Source organism: Kitasatospora sp. NPDC053057, from assembly GCF_044546945.1.
In the GTDB taxonomy this organism is placed as follows: Bacteria; Actinomycetota; Actinomycetes; order Streptomycetales; family Streptomycetaceae; genus Kitasatospora.
Genome location: NZ_JBITZP010000003.1, coordinates 192,409 through 205,831 on the forward strand (window position 1 = coordinate 192,409; position 13,423 = coordinate 205,831).

The window sequence follows — 13,423 nt, forward strand, 5'->3', positions numbered from 1 at the left end:
CCCGGACCGGGGCCAGCAGCTCGCGAGGGCTCCCGGGCGCGGATGTCGGTGGCTCGCGCTAGCGTGGCCGCCCCGACCACTTCTGAGGAGGCGTCGTGCAGCTGCGGAACGTCGAACCGGGCGACGCCGAGGCGTACGTCCGAATGCGGTGCGACGAGGCGATGATGGCCGAGCTGGGTGGCCCGCTGCCCCGGGAGAAGGTGGAGGCGCGGCTGCGCAAGGACCTCGCCCTGGTGGCGGTGGACCGCGCCTGGATCAAGGTGATCGTGCCGGACGGCGAGGCCGGGGGCGGCGGGGCGGCCGGTCTGGTCACGCTCTGGCAGGACGAGGAGGACGGCGTCGCCGTCTCCGAGATCGGCTGGATGGTGCTGCCCGAGTTCCAGGGCCGCGGCCTCGCCAAGGCCGCGGTGCGGCAGGTGCTGGACGCCGCCGCGGCGGACGGCCGGTGGGGCGAGGTACACGCCAACCCGGGGGTGACCAACGGCCCGTCGAACGGGATCTGCCGCTCGCTCGGTTTCCGGCTGCTCGGCGAGCGGGACGTCGACTTCGCGGACCGGATCCTGCGCACCAACCACTGGGTCGTGACGCCCGGGCGGCACCACGGATCGCCGGCCGGGTCGAGCACCGAATAAACCGGGTGACGCCCCAGGTCAGCAGCCGTACGGTGGCCGGATGGGCAAGAACATCGATGACACGGCCGTCGACGCCGTGAACGGGGTCCAGGTCCGGGCCGTCTCCGTGGACGAAGTGGAGGAATGGAACCGCGCGCTCAACTTCGGCTTCCTGCAGCCGCACAGGGGCATCGCGCTGGAGCTGCGCCGCCGCAAGTGGCAGCCGGGCCGGATGCTGGCCGGCGTCGACGACGGCCGCCAAGTCGCCACCTTCCGCAGCTTCGACGTCGAACTGACCGTCCCGGGTGGGGCTGTCGTCCAGGCCGACGCGATCACCAACGTCACGGTCAGCGCCACCCACCGCCGCCGCGGCCTGCTCAGCGCGATGATGCGGCGGGACCTCGCCTCCGCCGCCGAGCGCGGCTGCGCGGTCGCCATCCTGGCCGCCGCCGAGTACAACATCTACGGCCGGTTCGGCTTCGGCCCCGCCACCCGGGGCTGCGGCTGGCGCATCGACCTGCGGCGCACCCGCGGTCTGCGCGAGGGACTGCCCGGTGTGCCCGGCGGCCGGATCGACTTCGTGACGCTGGCGGAGCAGCGCGAGCTCGGCGCCGAACTGTACGACCGCTGGCGGCTCACCCAGCCGGGCGCGATCGCCCGCGACGAGATCTGGTGGGAGCGCAACGCCAACGAGATCCAGGTGCCGGGCGACGACTTCAAGGAGCCGTTCACCGCCGTCCACCGGGACGCCGACGGCCAGGTCACCGGTCTGGTGATCTACCGGATCGACAACAAGTGGGACGGCGCCTACCCCGACTGCACGCTCACCGTGGACGAGTTCATCGCCCTCGACCTGCCCACCGCCGTCGAGCTGTGGCGCCTGGTGCTGTCCGTCGACTGGGTGAGCAAGGTCGTGGTGGACAGCGTCGCCCCGGACGACCCGCTGCCGCTGCTGCTCCAGGACCCGCGCGCGGCCACCCCCCACGAGGCGAACGCCGACCTCATGTGGCTGCGGCTGCTGGACGTCGAGGCCGCGTTCGGCGCCCGGACGTACGGCGCCGCGGGCCGGGTGGTGCTGGAGGTCGAGGACCGGCTCGGCTACGCCTCCGGCCGCTTCGCGATCGAGGTCGCCGAGGACGGCACCGGTCGCTGCACCCGCACCACCGACGGCGCCGATCTCGCCCTGGACGCCTCCGAGTTGGGCTCGCTGTACCTGGGTTCCGAGACGGCCCCGAGGCTGGCCGCGGCCGGACTGCTGACCGAACTGCGTCCGGGCGCGGCGGCCGCCGCCGACCTGCTGCTGCGCACCCCGCTGCGGGCCTGGACGCCGACCGAGTTCTGAGCCGCCGGGAACCACGGCGGAGGCCGGCCCACGGATCGTGGGCCGGCCTCCGTCATTGCGCAACTACTGGGAGCGGAAGCCTACTTGACGGCCGTCTTCCCGATCGTGGGCAGGATGAAGTCCTGGATCAGCCCCTTGGCGTCCCGCACGATCGGCCGGAATACCCGATAGCGCGACAGGTTGATCACCCGGGCGGCCATCGGCGTCGAGCGGCGGACGAACTCCCTGGTCCGCTCGGTGTCCTCGGTCCGGTCGAAGACCCAGTAGAGCACCACGACCATCAGGTTCAGCCAGAGCACGTCGGGCAGCAGCTCGACCAGTTCGGCGTCCAACTTCGGTGCCAGGTCGGAGCCCTGCAGGACGTCGCGGAACAGCTCGACGGCCGTCGCCCGGGCGGGGTGGGACTCGTTGGAGAACGGGCTCAGCGAACTGGTCGGGTCGGCCGCGGTGCGGAAGAACTGGGCGGCGAACTCGTGGTACGGCGCGGCCGTGTCGAGCCAGGAGGTCAGCGCGATCTGCAGTCGCTCGGCGAAGTCGCGGGTGTGGGCCATGCGCCGCCTGGCGTCGGCCGCGTGGTCGTGGGTCATCCGGTCGTAGAACCCCTGGATCAGGAATTCCTTCGCGGAGAAGTAGTAGTAGGCGTTGCCGACCGACACGCCCGCCTCGGTGGCGATGGCGCGCATCGTGGTCTTCTCGTAGCCCCGCTCCTGGAACAGCCGCATGGCCGTCTCCAGGATCAGTGCCCGGGTCGCCTCGCTCTTGTCGGTCTTGGGCTGGGCCCGGCCGCCGGGCATGGGCCCGCCGTCCGTGCCGGGTGCGGCCGAGGCGCCGGCCGCACCCTTCTCGCCGTCCGTTCGGTTCGTCGCTGCCAGGTCGTCCACGGGCACGAGCCTAGCCGGAGACGACGCTCCACCCGGTGTCGGTGCTGTCGGTGCTCGCGGCACCGGATGCCCCCTCCGCATCCGGTGCCGCGCCCACCGCCCCGGTGATTTTGAACGCGTTCAAAAGCTTGGCAGAACTGTAGACGTAGTGGTTGAACATGTTCAACTCCATCTCTGTGGGAGGCTCGTCACATGACCGGATCAGGGCGGATCACCATTCGGCACGGCGGAGAGCGGGATGCCGTGCGCATCGCGGACCTGCACACCGAGAGTTGGTGCACCAGCTACCGCGGGATCGTCCCCGACGGAGCGCTCGGGGACGGACTGGCCGCCCAGCGGCGCGAGCTGTGGGAGCTGCGCCTGACGGTCGACTACGGGACGCCGGAGAACACGCCCGTGCTGCTGATCGCCGAACGGGCCGGAGAACCGGCCGGGTTCGTCTACCTGGTGCCGCAGCCCGACGGCGGGGTGCTGGTGGACAACCTGCACGTCCGCCCGGGCCTCACCGGCGGTGGCATCGGCCGGGAACTGCTGGCCGCCGCCCGCGCCGAGGTCGCCACGCGGTACCCCGGCGCCGAGCTGTACCTGGAGGTGCTGAGCGCCAACACCCGCGCGATCGCCTTCTACGAGCGCGAGGGCGGCGTGCGGATCAGGGCGCAGGAGGGCGTGTTCCCGGGCGGGCACCTACTGCCCGAGTACGTGTACGCCTGGCCGGCCGAGCCCGGGTCGGCGCCCGGCTCGGCTGTCGGTGACTCGGCTGAGTCGACTCAGTCGACTCAGCCGACGTCGTAGACCGTCACCGGCACGCCGCGCGCCGTCAGCCGGTCCGCTACCAGCGGCTCGACCTTCGACCAGCGCCCGCCCGCCAGTCCGCAGCCGATCCGCGGCATGTGGACGGAGGCGCCGAGTTCGAGCGCGTGCTCGCCGAGGGCGGCCAGCCCGGTGTCGATGGCCTCGTACCGCACCGGCACTCCGGTGGAGCGCGCTGTCCGGATGCCGCGCTGGCCGACCAGGTTGGCCACCCAGACGTACGGCTCGACCTGCACCATTTGCAGGGCGCCGAGACCGAAGTCGTTCTTCGCCCGCTCCCGGTGCCAGCGTCGGAACGCGGCCTCGGGCTCGGGCCAGCGTCTGGAGAGCGCGAGCACGAAGCCCTTTCCCCAGCCGCCCAGATCGTTGCAGACGTGCGCGATCACCTTCACGCCCTTGCCACGGGGCGTGGTGGCATCGCCTCGGACGTAGGTGATTTCCGCCATGCCTAGAAGTTAGACGGAGGCACTGACAACCCGCTCGGCATTTTCCCGCGCCCCGGCCGCGCGCAGGTGGCGCCGCCCGGCCAGCGCGATCAGCAGGGCGAGCGCGGCGGCCCCGGCGGGCAGGGCGTAGCCGGTGCCGGGCGCGGCGTGCTCGGCGACCGTGCCGGCGAGCGCCGCCCCGGCCGAGATGCCGACCACGATGCCGGACACCGCCACCGCCATCCCCTCGTTGAACTGCCGCTGCGGCAGCAGCTCCTGGACCAGCGTCATGCCGGTCACCATGGTCGGCGCGGTGGCCGTGCCGGCCGCGAACAGCACCGCCCCGAGCACCGCGAGCCCGGCCCCGCCGAGTCCGGCGGCCAGCGGCAGCAGCAGGACCGCCGCCATCGCGGCCGCCCCGACCAGGAAGCGCACCCCGGGCGCCCGACGCGGGGTCAGCAGCCCGAACAGCAGCCCCGCCACGCAGGATCCGGCCGCGACCAGGGCCAGCAGCGCACCGGCCGCGGCCTTGTGACCGAGCGAGTCGGCATAGGCGACGGTGGTGATCTCGGTCGCGCCGAAGACCATGCCGGTGGCGAGGAAGGTCAGCACCAGCACCCGCAGCCCGGGCACCCGCAGCGGGGAGCCGTGCCGCTGACCGGCCGGCACCCTGGCGGGCAGGGGCGGTTCGGTGCGCCGCTGGGCGGCGAACAGCAGGGCGCCGGTGGTGCCGAGGGCGCCGGAGGCGAGCAGCCCGGCCTCCGGGGCGAGCGTGGTGCAGAGCAGCATCGCGAGCACCGGACCGGCCATGAAGCAGAGTTCGTCCAGCGCCTGTTCGAAGGAGTTGGCCAGGTGCCGGGCGGCCTGGTCGTCCCGGTGGAGGTGCGCCCAGCGGGCCCGGGCCATGCCGCCGAGGTTCGGCGCGGCGGCGCAGGCGGCCCAGCAGGCGTACAGCGCCCAGTCCGGCGCGCCGAGCCGGACGCAGAGCAGCAGGGCGACGAGCGGTACGGCGTTGTACAGCGCCGCCGGTACCGCGACCCGCGACTGCCCGTACCGGTCCACCAGGCGCCCGAGCAGCGGCATCCCGATCGCGCCGGTGACCAGTCCGGCCGCCGAGACCGTCCCGGCCAGCGCGTAGGAGCCGCGCCGTTCGGCGAGCAGCACCACCAGCGAGACGCCATTCATCGACAGCGCGAGCCGGCCGAGCAGCCCGGCCAGGGTGAAGGCGGTGGCGCCGGGGGCCGCGAACAGCCGGCGGTAGGAGGCGAGGAGGGCGCGCGAGGGCAATCGGGCTCCTGGGACACAGGGCGGAAGGGGGATGCGCCAAGCCTCGCCGCGCCGTGGGGTGGGCGTCCAACACCTGTTTCGCCACACCCACAACACCTTGTTGTTAATCTCTCGCCCATGCCCCGTGACCTGCATCCCCGTCTGCTCCGCGGCTTCGTCGCGACCGCCGAGACGCTGCACTTCGGCCGGGCCGCCGAGCGGCTGTACGTCGCCCAGCAGGCACTGAGCCGGGACGTCCGCACCCTGGAGGGACTGCTCGGCGACGTGCTGTTCACCCGCACCACCCGCAGCGTCGAACTCACCCCGGCCGGGCGCCGGTTGCTGCCCAAGGCGCGCCGGCTGCTCGCGCTGCACGACGAGATCCTCGCCGAGGCCGGCACCGGCGCCGGGGCCGCCGCCCGGCCGCTGCTGCTCGACCTCAACAGCGATGTCACCGGCCCGGACCTCACCGCCGACCGGGTGCTCCAACGGGCCCGCGCCGCCTGGCCGGAGGGCGAGCTGCTGGCCCGCTTCCACGGCGGCCTGGCCGCGGCCGCCGCCGAACTGCTGGCGCACCGGCTGGACGCCTCGTTCGGCCGCTTCGCCGGTCTGCCCGCCCCGGTGCGCGGTCAACTCGCCCAGCTGCCGGTGAGGTTGGAACAGATCTCAGTGATGATGGCGGACACCCACCCGCTGGCCGGCCGCCCGGTGCTGCGGCCGGCCGACCTGGCCGGGTACCCCGTCGACATCTGTGCGGGCAACCCGGCGACCACCGAATGGGCCGACCTCGGCGCCCGGTTGCTGCGCGAGCACGGGCTGACCGCGGCCGAGCCGTACGTCCCGCCGGTGGGCCTGGACGAGACCGCCCGCTACCTGGCCCGGCACGGCGATCCGATGCTGACCACGGTGGGCGGGCCGAGGATCCCGGGGTCGGTGAACGTGCCGCTGGTGGAGCCGGTGCCGCTGTGCCTGGTCAGCCTGGTGCACCGGCCCGGCGAGCGCCATCCGGGGCTGCGGGCGCTGGCCGCCGCGGCGGGTGAACTCGGTGCGGCCGAGGGCTGGTTGGGCCGCCCGGCGGGCAGCTGGCTGCCCGCGGCGGACGCGGAGCTGGTCGCCGCCGCGCAGAACACCGCCCCTGCCTCGGGGGGATAGGCAGGGGCGGTGGGCTCGGTGGGCGGCACGGGCCGCCGGGGCCGACGGACGGCCGGGTCAGGCCGCCTTGACGGCGGAGATGTCGAAGCTGAGCTTGACCTTCTCGCCGATCAGCACGCCGCCGGTCTCCAGGGCCGCGTTGTAGGTCAGGCCGAAGTCGGTGCGGTCCACGACCGCCTTGCCCTCGAAGCCGACCCGCTCGGCGCCGTAGGCGTCGGTGGCGCTGCCGGTGTACTCGAGGTCCAGGACGACCGGGCGGGTGGTGTCCTTGATGGTGAGCTCGCCGTTCATCCGGAAGGAGTCCTCGCCGACCGCCTCCGTGGAGGTGCTGCGGAAGCGGATCTCCGGGTAGGTCTCGGCGGCGAAGAAGTCGCCGGTGCGCAGGTGCTCGTCGCGCTGGGCCTGGTTGGTGTCGATGCTGGCGACCCTGATCACCAGGTCGGCCGAGGAGTTGCCCGGCGTGGCGCCGTCCAGGTGCAGCTTGCCGTCGTACTCGGTGAAGCGGCCCTTGACGTTGGTGACCATCGCGTGGCGGACCGAGAAGCCGATCTCGCTGTGCATGGCGTCGACGGTCCAGTCGCCGGTCAGGTGCGACCGGTCCGGGCCGGCCGGGGTCTCGACGGCCGGGGTCTGGACGGCGGTGGTGGCGGTGGTCTTGGTGCGGTTGAACAGGCCCATGGCTCCTCCTCGGGTTCGAAGCCATTTGTTTAGGCTTCAACTTCTTGGCTCCAGCGTACGCCCGCTTTCGTTCAAGTTTCAACCACATGCTTCGAGGGCTTCCCCGGACCACCCGAACGGCCCAGCGGCCCGGCCCGACGGGCACTGTCGGACCGCCCCGCTAGGCTGCGAAGAACAGTCCCATCCGCCCGAAAGGCCCCGCATGTTCGTCCTGCACGCGCTCTGGCGGGCGGACGGACGGCTGGCCCTCTGGGCCGAGGACGCCCGCGCCCACCCCGGCCCCGTCGAACCCCACCCCGACCGGCCCGTCCCGCGCGCCCACCCCTACGCCTGCCCGGCCGGGCGCCTGGCCGCCGTCCTCGGTGGCATCGGGCCGGGCCTCGGCTGGCTCGCCGGACAGGCCCCCGAACGCTGGGCCACCCTGCTGCTGCCCACCGTCGGCACCCTGCCCGCTCCCTCACCCGACCTGCCGGTCACCCCGCCGCGCGGCGGCGCCGTCCTCACCCCCTGGCGGGTGCCCGCACTCCTCTTCGACGCCGGGGCCGCCGCCCAACTGCTCGGCGAGGTCCACGACCCGCACTGGGCCGTCACCGACACCGACCTGCCCGGCACCGGCCGGGTCGAGGTGGTGTACGGCCCCTCGCTGCGCTGGCTCACCGGAGTGCACGACCTCGCCTGGCGCACGGTCGGCCGGGGCCGGGTGCTGCCACTGCCCGTCCTGGCCGACGGCCCCCCGCAGGCCCGCTGGCGGCCCGACCTCACCCCGGCCGGGCGCCGCGAGGCCGCCGAACTCGCGGCGGGCTGTCCGCCCGTCCTGCTCGGCGAATGGCCCACCGGCACGGCGACCGGCGAGACGCTGCTCGACACCGCCCTGGGCGCGCTGGTGGACGCCGAGGCCCGCGCCGCACTGGCCGACACGCCCTTCCCCGACTCCGGCTCGGCGGCCGCCGACCGCTGGCTGCACGCCCTCACCATCCCCTCCGGCGCGGTCGACGCCCCGCCCGGGGAGGTCGCCGAGCTGCGCCGCCGGATCGCCGACTGGTACGCCACCGCCGAGCCCGTCGACCCCGCGCTGCGGCTCTGCTTCCGCCTGGTCGAACCGCTCGGCCCCGCCGACGACGACCCCGAGGGCCGCCCCTCCGACGACGCCTGGCAGCTGGAGTTCCTGCTCCAGGCCGTCGACGAGCCCTCCCTGCTGGTCCGCGCCGCCGACCTGCACGAGGGCGGCGCGGCGTACGCCGCACTCGCCCGCAAGACCGCGCGGAGCCCGCAGACCGCGCAGCGCCCGCAGACCGCGGCCCCGGCGGGCGAGGGCGCCGGACCGAGCGAGGTCCTGGCCGCCGAACTCGCCCGCGCCGCCCACCGCTGGCCCGCCCTGGACGGGCTGCGCCACCGCTCCCGCCCGTCCGCCCTGCCGCTCGACCGGACCGGCGCCCTCGACTTCCTGCGCACCGCCGCGCCCGCCCTCGCCGCGGCCGGCTTCGGCGTGCTGCTGCCCGCCTGGTGGCGCCGCCGCCCCCGGCTCGGGCTCGCCCTGCGCGCCACCACCCCGCCCGCGCCCGGCACGCTCGCCGTCACCAGCCAGGTCGACCGGGACGCCGTGGTCGCCTTCCGCTGGCAGGCCGCGCTCGGCCCAGACGGCACCCCGCTCACCGAGCAGGAACTCGCCGAACTCGCCGCCGCCAAGCAGGGGTTGGTGCGGGTCCGGGGCACCTGGCTGGAGGCCGACCCGGCGCAGATCGCCGCCGCGCTCGCCTTCCTCACCGAGCAGCGGGACGGCCTGCTGGCCGCCGCCGACCTGCTGCGGCTCGCCCTCGACCCCGACGCGACGGTCGCCGGGTTGCCGGTCACCGGCGTCCGGGTGGACGGCCCGCTCGGCGACCTGCTCGCCGATGGCGCCGGCGCCGCCCCCGAGGACCCGCCGCTCCCACCGGACTTCCGGGCCGAACTGCGCCCCTACCAGCGGCGCGGACTCGCTTGGCTGGCGACGATGTCCGGACTCGGCCTCGGCGCCGTCCTGGCCGACGACATGGGCCTCGGCAAGACCGTCCAGACCCTCGCCCTGCTCGCCGCCGAGAAGCACGACGGCGAGGCCGGCCCCACCCTCCTCGTCTGCCCGATGTCCCTGGTCGGCAACTGGCAGCGCGAGGCGGAACGCTTCGCCCCCGGCCTGCGCCGCCACGTCCACCACGGCGCCGGCCGCCTCGCCGCCGGGCAACTCGCCGACGCCGTCAGGGGAGTGGACCTGGTCATCACCACCTACGGGCTGGTCCAGCGCGACCTCGCCGCACTGCGCGCGATCCGCTGGCGCCGGGTGGTCGCCGACGAGGCGCAGCACATCAAGAACAGCGGCACCGCCCAGTCCCGGGCGATCCGCGCGCTGCCCGTCACCCGGCACCGGATCGCCCTCACCGGCACCCCGGTGGAGAACCGGCTCGCCGAGCTGCACGCCGTGCTGGACTTCGCCAACCCGGGCCTGCTCGGCCCGGCCGAGCGCTTCAAGGAGCGCTACGCGATCCCGGTCGAAGTGCACCGCAATCCCGAGCGCACCGCCGAACTCCGGCGCCGCACCGCCCCGTTCGTGCTGCGCCGGCTCAAGTCAGACCCGGCGGTGGCGGCCGAGCTGCCCGCCAAGCAGGAGATGACCGTCTGGTGCAACCTCACCGCCGAACAGGCCGGCCTCTACCAGGCGGTGGTCGCCGACCTGCTGCAGCGGGTCGAGGGCATCCGGGGCGTGGAGCGGCGGGGCACGGTGCTGGCGGCGATCGGCAAGCTCAAGCAGGTCTGCAACCATCCGGCCCAACTGCTGCACGACGGTTCGCCGTTGGGCGAGCGCTCGGGCAAGGTCGCCCGGCTCGCCGAACTGCTGGAGGAGGCGCTGGCCGAGGGTGGCCGCACCCTGGTCTTCACCCAGTACGCCGAGTTCGGCACGATGCTCCGCCCGTACCTGGAGCGCCGGCTCAGCGAGGAGGTGCTGTTCCTGCACGGCGGCGTCCCGCGCGCCCGTCGCGAGGAGCTCGTCCAGCGCTTCCAGTCCCCGGACGGGCCAAGGGTGTTCCTGCTCTCGCTGCGGGCCGGCGGCACCGGCCTCAACCTGACCGCCGCCAACCAGGTGATCCACCTGGACCGTTGGTGGAACCCGGCGGTCGAGGAGCAGGCCACCGACCGCGCCTTCCGGATCGGCCAGCGCCGCGACGTCCAGGTCCGCCGCCTGGTCTGCGTCGGCACCGTCGAGGAGCGGATCGACGAACTCCTCACCGCCAAGCGCTCGTTGGCCGAGACGGTGGTGGGCGAGGGGGAGCGCTGGCTCACCGATCTGCCGGTCGAGGCACTGCGCGAACTGGTCGCCCTCACCCGGGAGGACGCCGTCGCCGAGGAGGACGCGTGACCGAACAGCCGAGGCCCGAGATGGTCAACGTCGCCGCCTACTGGCGCGGCGACTTCACCCTGCGCCCGGAACCCCAGGACGAGGAACCGGCCGAACCCTCGCTGAACCGCCTCGGCCGCTCCGGCATCACCGTGCACGGCCGCGACCTCGCCGCGCTCCTCGCCCCCGCCTACGACACCTTCCGCAGCGGCTGACCCCGGCGCGCCTACCGTGCGGTAGCGTCCCGAGCGTGACCGACACCCCCGACACCCGGCTCGCCGACTTCGAACAGCACCGGCGGACGGTCTTCGGCATCGCCTACCGGATGCTCGGCAGCGTCGCCGACGCCGAGGACCTGGTCCAGGACACCTGGCTGCGCTGGAGCCAGGTCACCGGCCCGGTCGCCAGCCCCGGCGGCTACCTGGCCCGTACGGTCACCAACCTCTCCCTCAACCGCCTCGACTCGGCCGCCGTCCGCCGCGAGTCCTACGTCGGCCCCTGGCTGCCCGAGCCGCTGGTCACCGAACCGGACGCGACCGACGGCGTCGAGCGCGCCGAGACCGTCTCGCTCGCCCTGCTGGTGGTGCTGGAGAGCCTCTCCCCGCTGGAACGGGCGGTGTTCGTGCTCAAGGAGGCCTTCGGCTTCTCCTACCAGGAGATCGCCGAGGCGCTGGACCGCACCGAGACCGCCTGCCGCCAGGTCGGCAGCCGGGCCAGGGCGCACGTGCGCGCCCGCCGCCCCCGCTACGACGCCCCGCCGGAGCTGCGCCGCCGGGCCACCGACGAGTTCCTGGCGGCCTGCGTCGGCGGCGACCTCAACCGGGTGCTCGCCCTGCTCGCCCCCGACGTCACCACCTGGAGCGACGGCGGCGGCGTGATCACCGCGGCGGTGCGGCCGGTCACCGGCGCCGACAACGTCGCCCGCTTCCTGCTCGGCCTGCTCCGCAAGCTGGGCGAGGGTGTGGGCGCCCGCCCGGTCCTGGTCAACGGCCAGCCCGGCCTGCTGATCACCGTCGACGGCGCCGTCGACTCCGTCTCGGTGCTCGACTTCACCGAGGGGCCGGACGGCACACCGCTGGTCTCCGAGATCCGGGCCGTCCGCAACCCGCACAAGCTCGCCCACCTCGTCGACCCGGCTTGACCCTCGACCAGGTCGAGCCCCGAGAGTCACCGGCATGGAGAGCGAGCTGCACAGCATCGGCGAACTGGCCCGCGCCAGCGGCCTGGGCGTCGGCACCCTGCGCTACTACGACGGCGCCGAGGTGCTCACCCCCGCCTGGGTCGACCCGCAGACCGGCTACCGCTGGTACCGGCCCGGCCAACTCGCCGACGCCCGGCTGCTGGCCCGGCTGCGCCGGGTCGGCCTGCCGCTGACGGCGATCCGCGCCGTACTCGCCGCCGCCCCCGGCAGCGGCGAGGCCGAGCGCGTCCTCGACGCCCACCTGCGCAGGCTGGAGGACGGCCTGTCCGACGCCCGCCGCGAACTCTCCCTGATCCGCACGATGATCGAGCAGAGGGAGCACCCGATGACCACCACCCCCGCCGACCTGCGCCTCACCGTCCGTGCCGAGGGCCTGGCCGCCGCGCTGGACGCGGTCCGCTTCGCGGCCTGCGGCGACCCGGAACACCCCTCCCTCGCCGGAGTGCTCTTCGAGCCGGACGGCCCGGTGCTGCGCCTGGTCGCCACCGACCGCTACCGGATGGCGCTCGCCGAACTGCCCGCCCTCGGCACGCCCCAGCAGCCGACCGCCGGCACCACCGTCCCGACCGCCCTGGTGGACGCCCTGCGCGCGCTCCTGCCCGACGGCCCGACCGAGATCACCCTCACCCTGGGCGGCGGCACCTTCCGCGCCGAAACCCCCGACCACCGCATCGAGGGCACCCCGCTCGACCTCGACTACCCCGACCACCGCACCCTGACCCGCCTCGCCCCCCAGCACCGGATCACCCTGCCCGCCGCCGAACTGCGCACCGCCATCGAAACCGGCGCCACCCGCACCCTCCCCTCCGGCCCCCAGGGCGCCGACTGCCAGGTCACCGTCCTGACCCTCACCGAGGACGGCCGCCTCACCGTCGCCGACGACCTCACCCCCGAGGACTTCCAGGTGGCCGTCAACCGCGACTTCCTCCTCGACGCCCTGCGCGCCGGCCACCCCGAACAGCTCCTCCTCGAACTCGGCGGCCCCATCGCCCCCCTCGCCATCCGCACCCCCGGCCGAACCGGCACCTTCTCCGTCCTGATGCCCGTCCGCCTGCCCTGAGGCGTGTCTGTGAGGATCCTTCGCATGAGCACCGACTCCGTTCGGACGAAACGGGTCGCCGCCCTCCTCTCCCACCTCGGCTGACGCCGCGCACATCCCTTGTGGGCGCGCAGGGCAAGACCCGCGCTCCCACGCCCACCACCCCGCAGGACTCCCGACTCGTTTGCCCTCCGCTAGCACCCTGCTTGCAATTGCAAGCAGGGTGCTGCAGGCTGTCCCCATGGCCTCACTGAACGTCGGCTCGCTGGGCGAGTACATCCGCGAGCAACGCCGCAACGCGCAGTACTCACTGCGCCAGCTGGCGGAGGCCGCCGGCGTGTCCAACCCCTACCTCAGCCAGATCGAGCGAGGGTTGCGCAAGCCGAGCGCGGAGATCCTGCAGCAGATCGCGAAGGCGCTGCGGATCTCGGCGGAGACGCTGTACGTCCAGGCCGGGATCCTGGAGGAGCGGCGGGGTGAGGGCCTGGAGCTACGGGCCTCGATCCTGGCCGATCCGCTGATCAACGAGCAGCAGAAGCAGGCGCTGCTCGCGGTCTACGACGCCTTCCTCAAGGAGAACGCCGCTTCGGCCTCCACCCCGACGACCGACGGCGCGGCCATCCAGCACACCCCCCGGGAGGACCGGTAACC

At 74.1% G+C, this 13,423-nt stretch carries 14 protein-coding genes; 9 read left to right on the plus strand and 5 right to left on the minus strand.

The window, feature by feature from the left end:
* Window positions 1–95 precede the first annotated feature (95 nt).
* Both ACIG5E_RS05470 and ACIG5E_RS05475 read left to right on the plus strand, forming a co-directional pair.
* Window positions 96–632, plus strand: a complete 537-nt coding sequence (locus ACIG5E_RS05470; protein ID WP_396531616.1) for a GNAT family N-acetyltransferase — start codon at window positions 96–98, stop codon at window positions 630–632.
* A gap of 40 nt (window positions 633–672) precedes the next feature.
* Window positions 673–1,953 carry a GNAT family N-acetyltransferase gene (locus tag ACIG5E_RS05475; protein WP_396531618.1) on the plus strand — a complete coding sequence of 427 codons (1,281 nt, stop codon included), beginning with the start codon at window positions 673–675 and terminating at the stop codon, window positions 1,951–1,953.
* 80 nt (window positions 1,954–2,033) lie between these two features.
* Here ACIG5E_RS05475 and ACIG5E_RS05480 read toward each other — a convergent pair whose 3' ends face one another.
* Together ACIG5E_RS05480 and ACIG5E_RS05485 are read right to left on the minus strand one after the other, a co-directional pair.
* Window positions 2,034–2,834, minus strand: coding sequence for a TetR family transcriptional regulator (locus tag ACIG5E_RS05480; RefSeq protein ID WP_396531619.1), 801 nt, complete (start codon window positions 2,832–2,834; stop codon window positions 2,034–2,036).
* A gap of 10 nt (window positions 2,835–2,844) precedes the next feature.
* A complete protein-coding gene (locus ACIG5E_RS05485; RefSeq protein WP_396531621.1) occupies window positions 2,845–2,994 on the minus strand; it encodes a hypothetical protein in 150 nt (49 codons plus the stop codon).
* A gap of 83 nt (window positions 2,995–3,077) precedes the next feature.
* Between ACIG5E_RS05485 and ACIG5E_RS05490 the strand changes: the two genes are divergently transcribed.
* Window positions 3,078–3,626, plus strand: coding sequence for a GNAT family N-acetyltransferase (locus tag ACIG5E_RS05490; protein WP_396531622.1), 549 nt, complete (start codon window positions 3,078–3,080; stop codon window positions 3,624–3,626).
* Here ACIG5E_RS05490 and ACIG5E_RS05495 read toward each other — a convergent pair.
* A complete protein-coding gene (locus ACIG5E_RS05495) occupies window positions 3,611–4,090 on the minus strand; it encodes a macro domain-containing protein (protein ID WP_396531624.1) in 480 nt (159 codons plus the stop codon). The genes ACIG5E_RS05490 and ACIG5E_RS05495 overlap by 16 nt on opposite strands.
* A 9-nt stretch (window positions 4,091–4,099) precedes the next feature.
* On the minus strand, window positions 4,100–5,356 hold the full coding sequence (locus ACIG5E_RS05500) for an MFS transporter (protein ID WP_396531626.1): 1,257 nt from the start codon (window positions 5,354–5,356) through the stop codon (window positions 4,100–4,102).
* A 117-nt stretch (window positions 5,357–5,473) separates the two neighbouring features.
* Between ACIG5E_RS05500 and ACIG5E_RS05505 the strand changes: the two genes are divergently transcribed.
* Window positions 5,474–6,487, plus strand: a complete 1,014-nt coding sequence (locus ACIG5E_RS05505) for a LysR family transcriptional regulator (protein ID WP_396531627.1) — start codon at window positions 5,474–5,476, stop codon at window positions 6,485–6,487.
* Between the two features lie 57 nt (window positions 6,488–6,544).
* On the opposite strand, the gene ACIG5E_RS05510 is transcribed toward ACIG5E_RS05505, so the two are convergent.
* Window positions 6,545–7,165: a YceI family protein gene (locus ACIG5E_RS05510; RefSeq protein WP_396531629.1), complete on the minus strand. Its 621-nt coding sequence runs from the start codon at window positions 7,163–7,165 to the stop codon at window positions 6,545–6,547.
* A 202-nt stretch (window positions 7,166–7,367) separates the two neighbouring features.
* On the opposite strand from ACIG5E_RS05510, the gene ACIG5E_RS05515 reads away from it, so the two are divergent.
* The 5 genes from ACIG5E_RS05515 to ACIG5E_RS05535 all read left to right on the plus strand — a co-directional run bounded on the left by ACIG5E_RS05515 (window position 7,368) and on the right by ACIG5E_RS05535 (window position 13,421).
* Window positions 7,368–10,553 (plus strand): SNF2-related protein, encoded by a 3,186-nt coding sequence (locus tag ACIG5E_RS05515; protein WP_396531631.1) that lies wholly within the window; start codon window positions 7,368–7,370, stop codon window positions 10,551–10,553.
* Window positions 10,550–10,747, plus strand: a complete 198-nt coding sequence (locus tag ACIG5E_RS05520; RefSeq protein ID WP_396531632.1) for a hypothetical protein — start codon at window positions 10,550–10,552, stop codon at window positions 10,745–10,747. The genes ACIG5E_RS05515 and ACIG5E_RS05520 overlap by 4 nt, the downstream gene beginning before the upstream one ends.
* 110 nt (window positions 10,748–10,857) lie before the next feature.
* Window positions 10,858–11,673, plus strand: coding sequence for an RNA polymerase sigma factor SigJ (sigJ, locus tag ACIG5E_RS05525; RefSeq protein ID WP_396531901.1), 816 nt, complete (start codon window positions 10,858–10,860; stop codon window positions 11,671–11,673).
* Window positions 11,674–11,707: 34 nt separating this feature from the next.
* On the plus strand, window positions 11,708–12,793 hold the full coding sequence (locus tag ACIG5E_RS05530) for a MerR family transcriptional regulator (protein ID WP_396531634.1): 1,086 nt from the start codon (window positions 11,708–11,710) through the stop codon (window positions 12,791–12,793).
* 220 nt (window positions 12,794–13,013) lie between these two features.
* A complete protein-coding gene (locus tag ACIG5E_RS05535) occupies window positions 13,014–13,421 on the plus strand; it encodes a helix-turn-helix domain-containing protein (RefSeq protein WP_396531636.1) in 408 nt (135 codons plus the stop codon).
* Window positions 13,422–13,423: the final 2 nt, after the last annotated feature.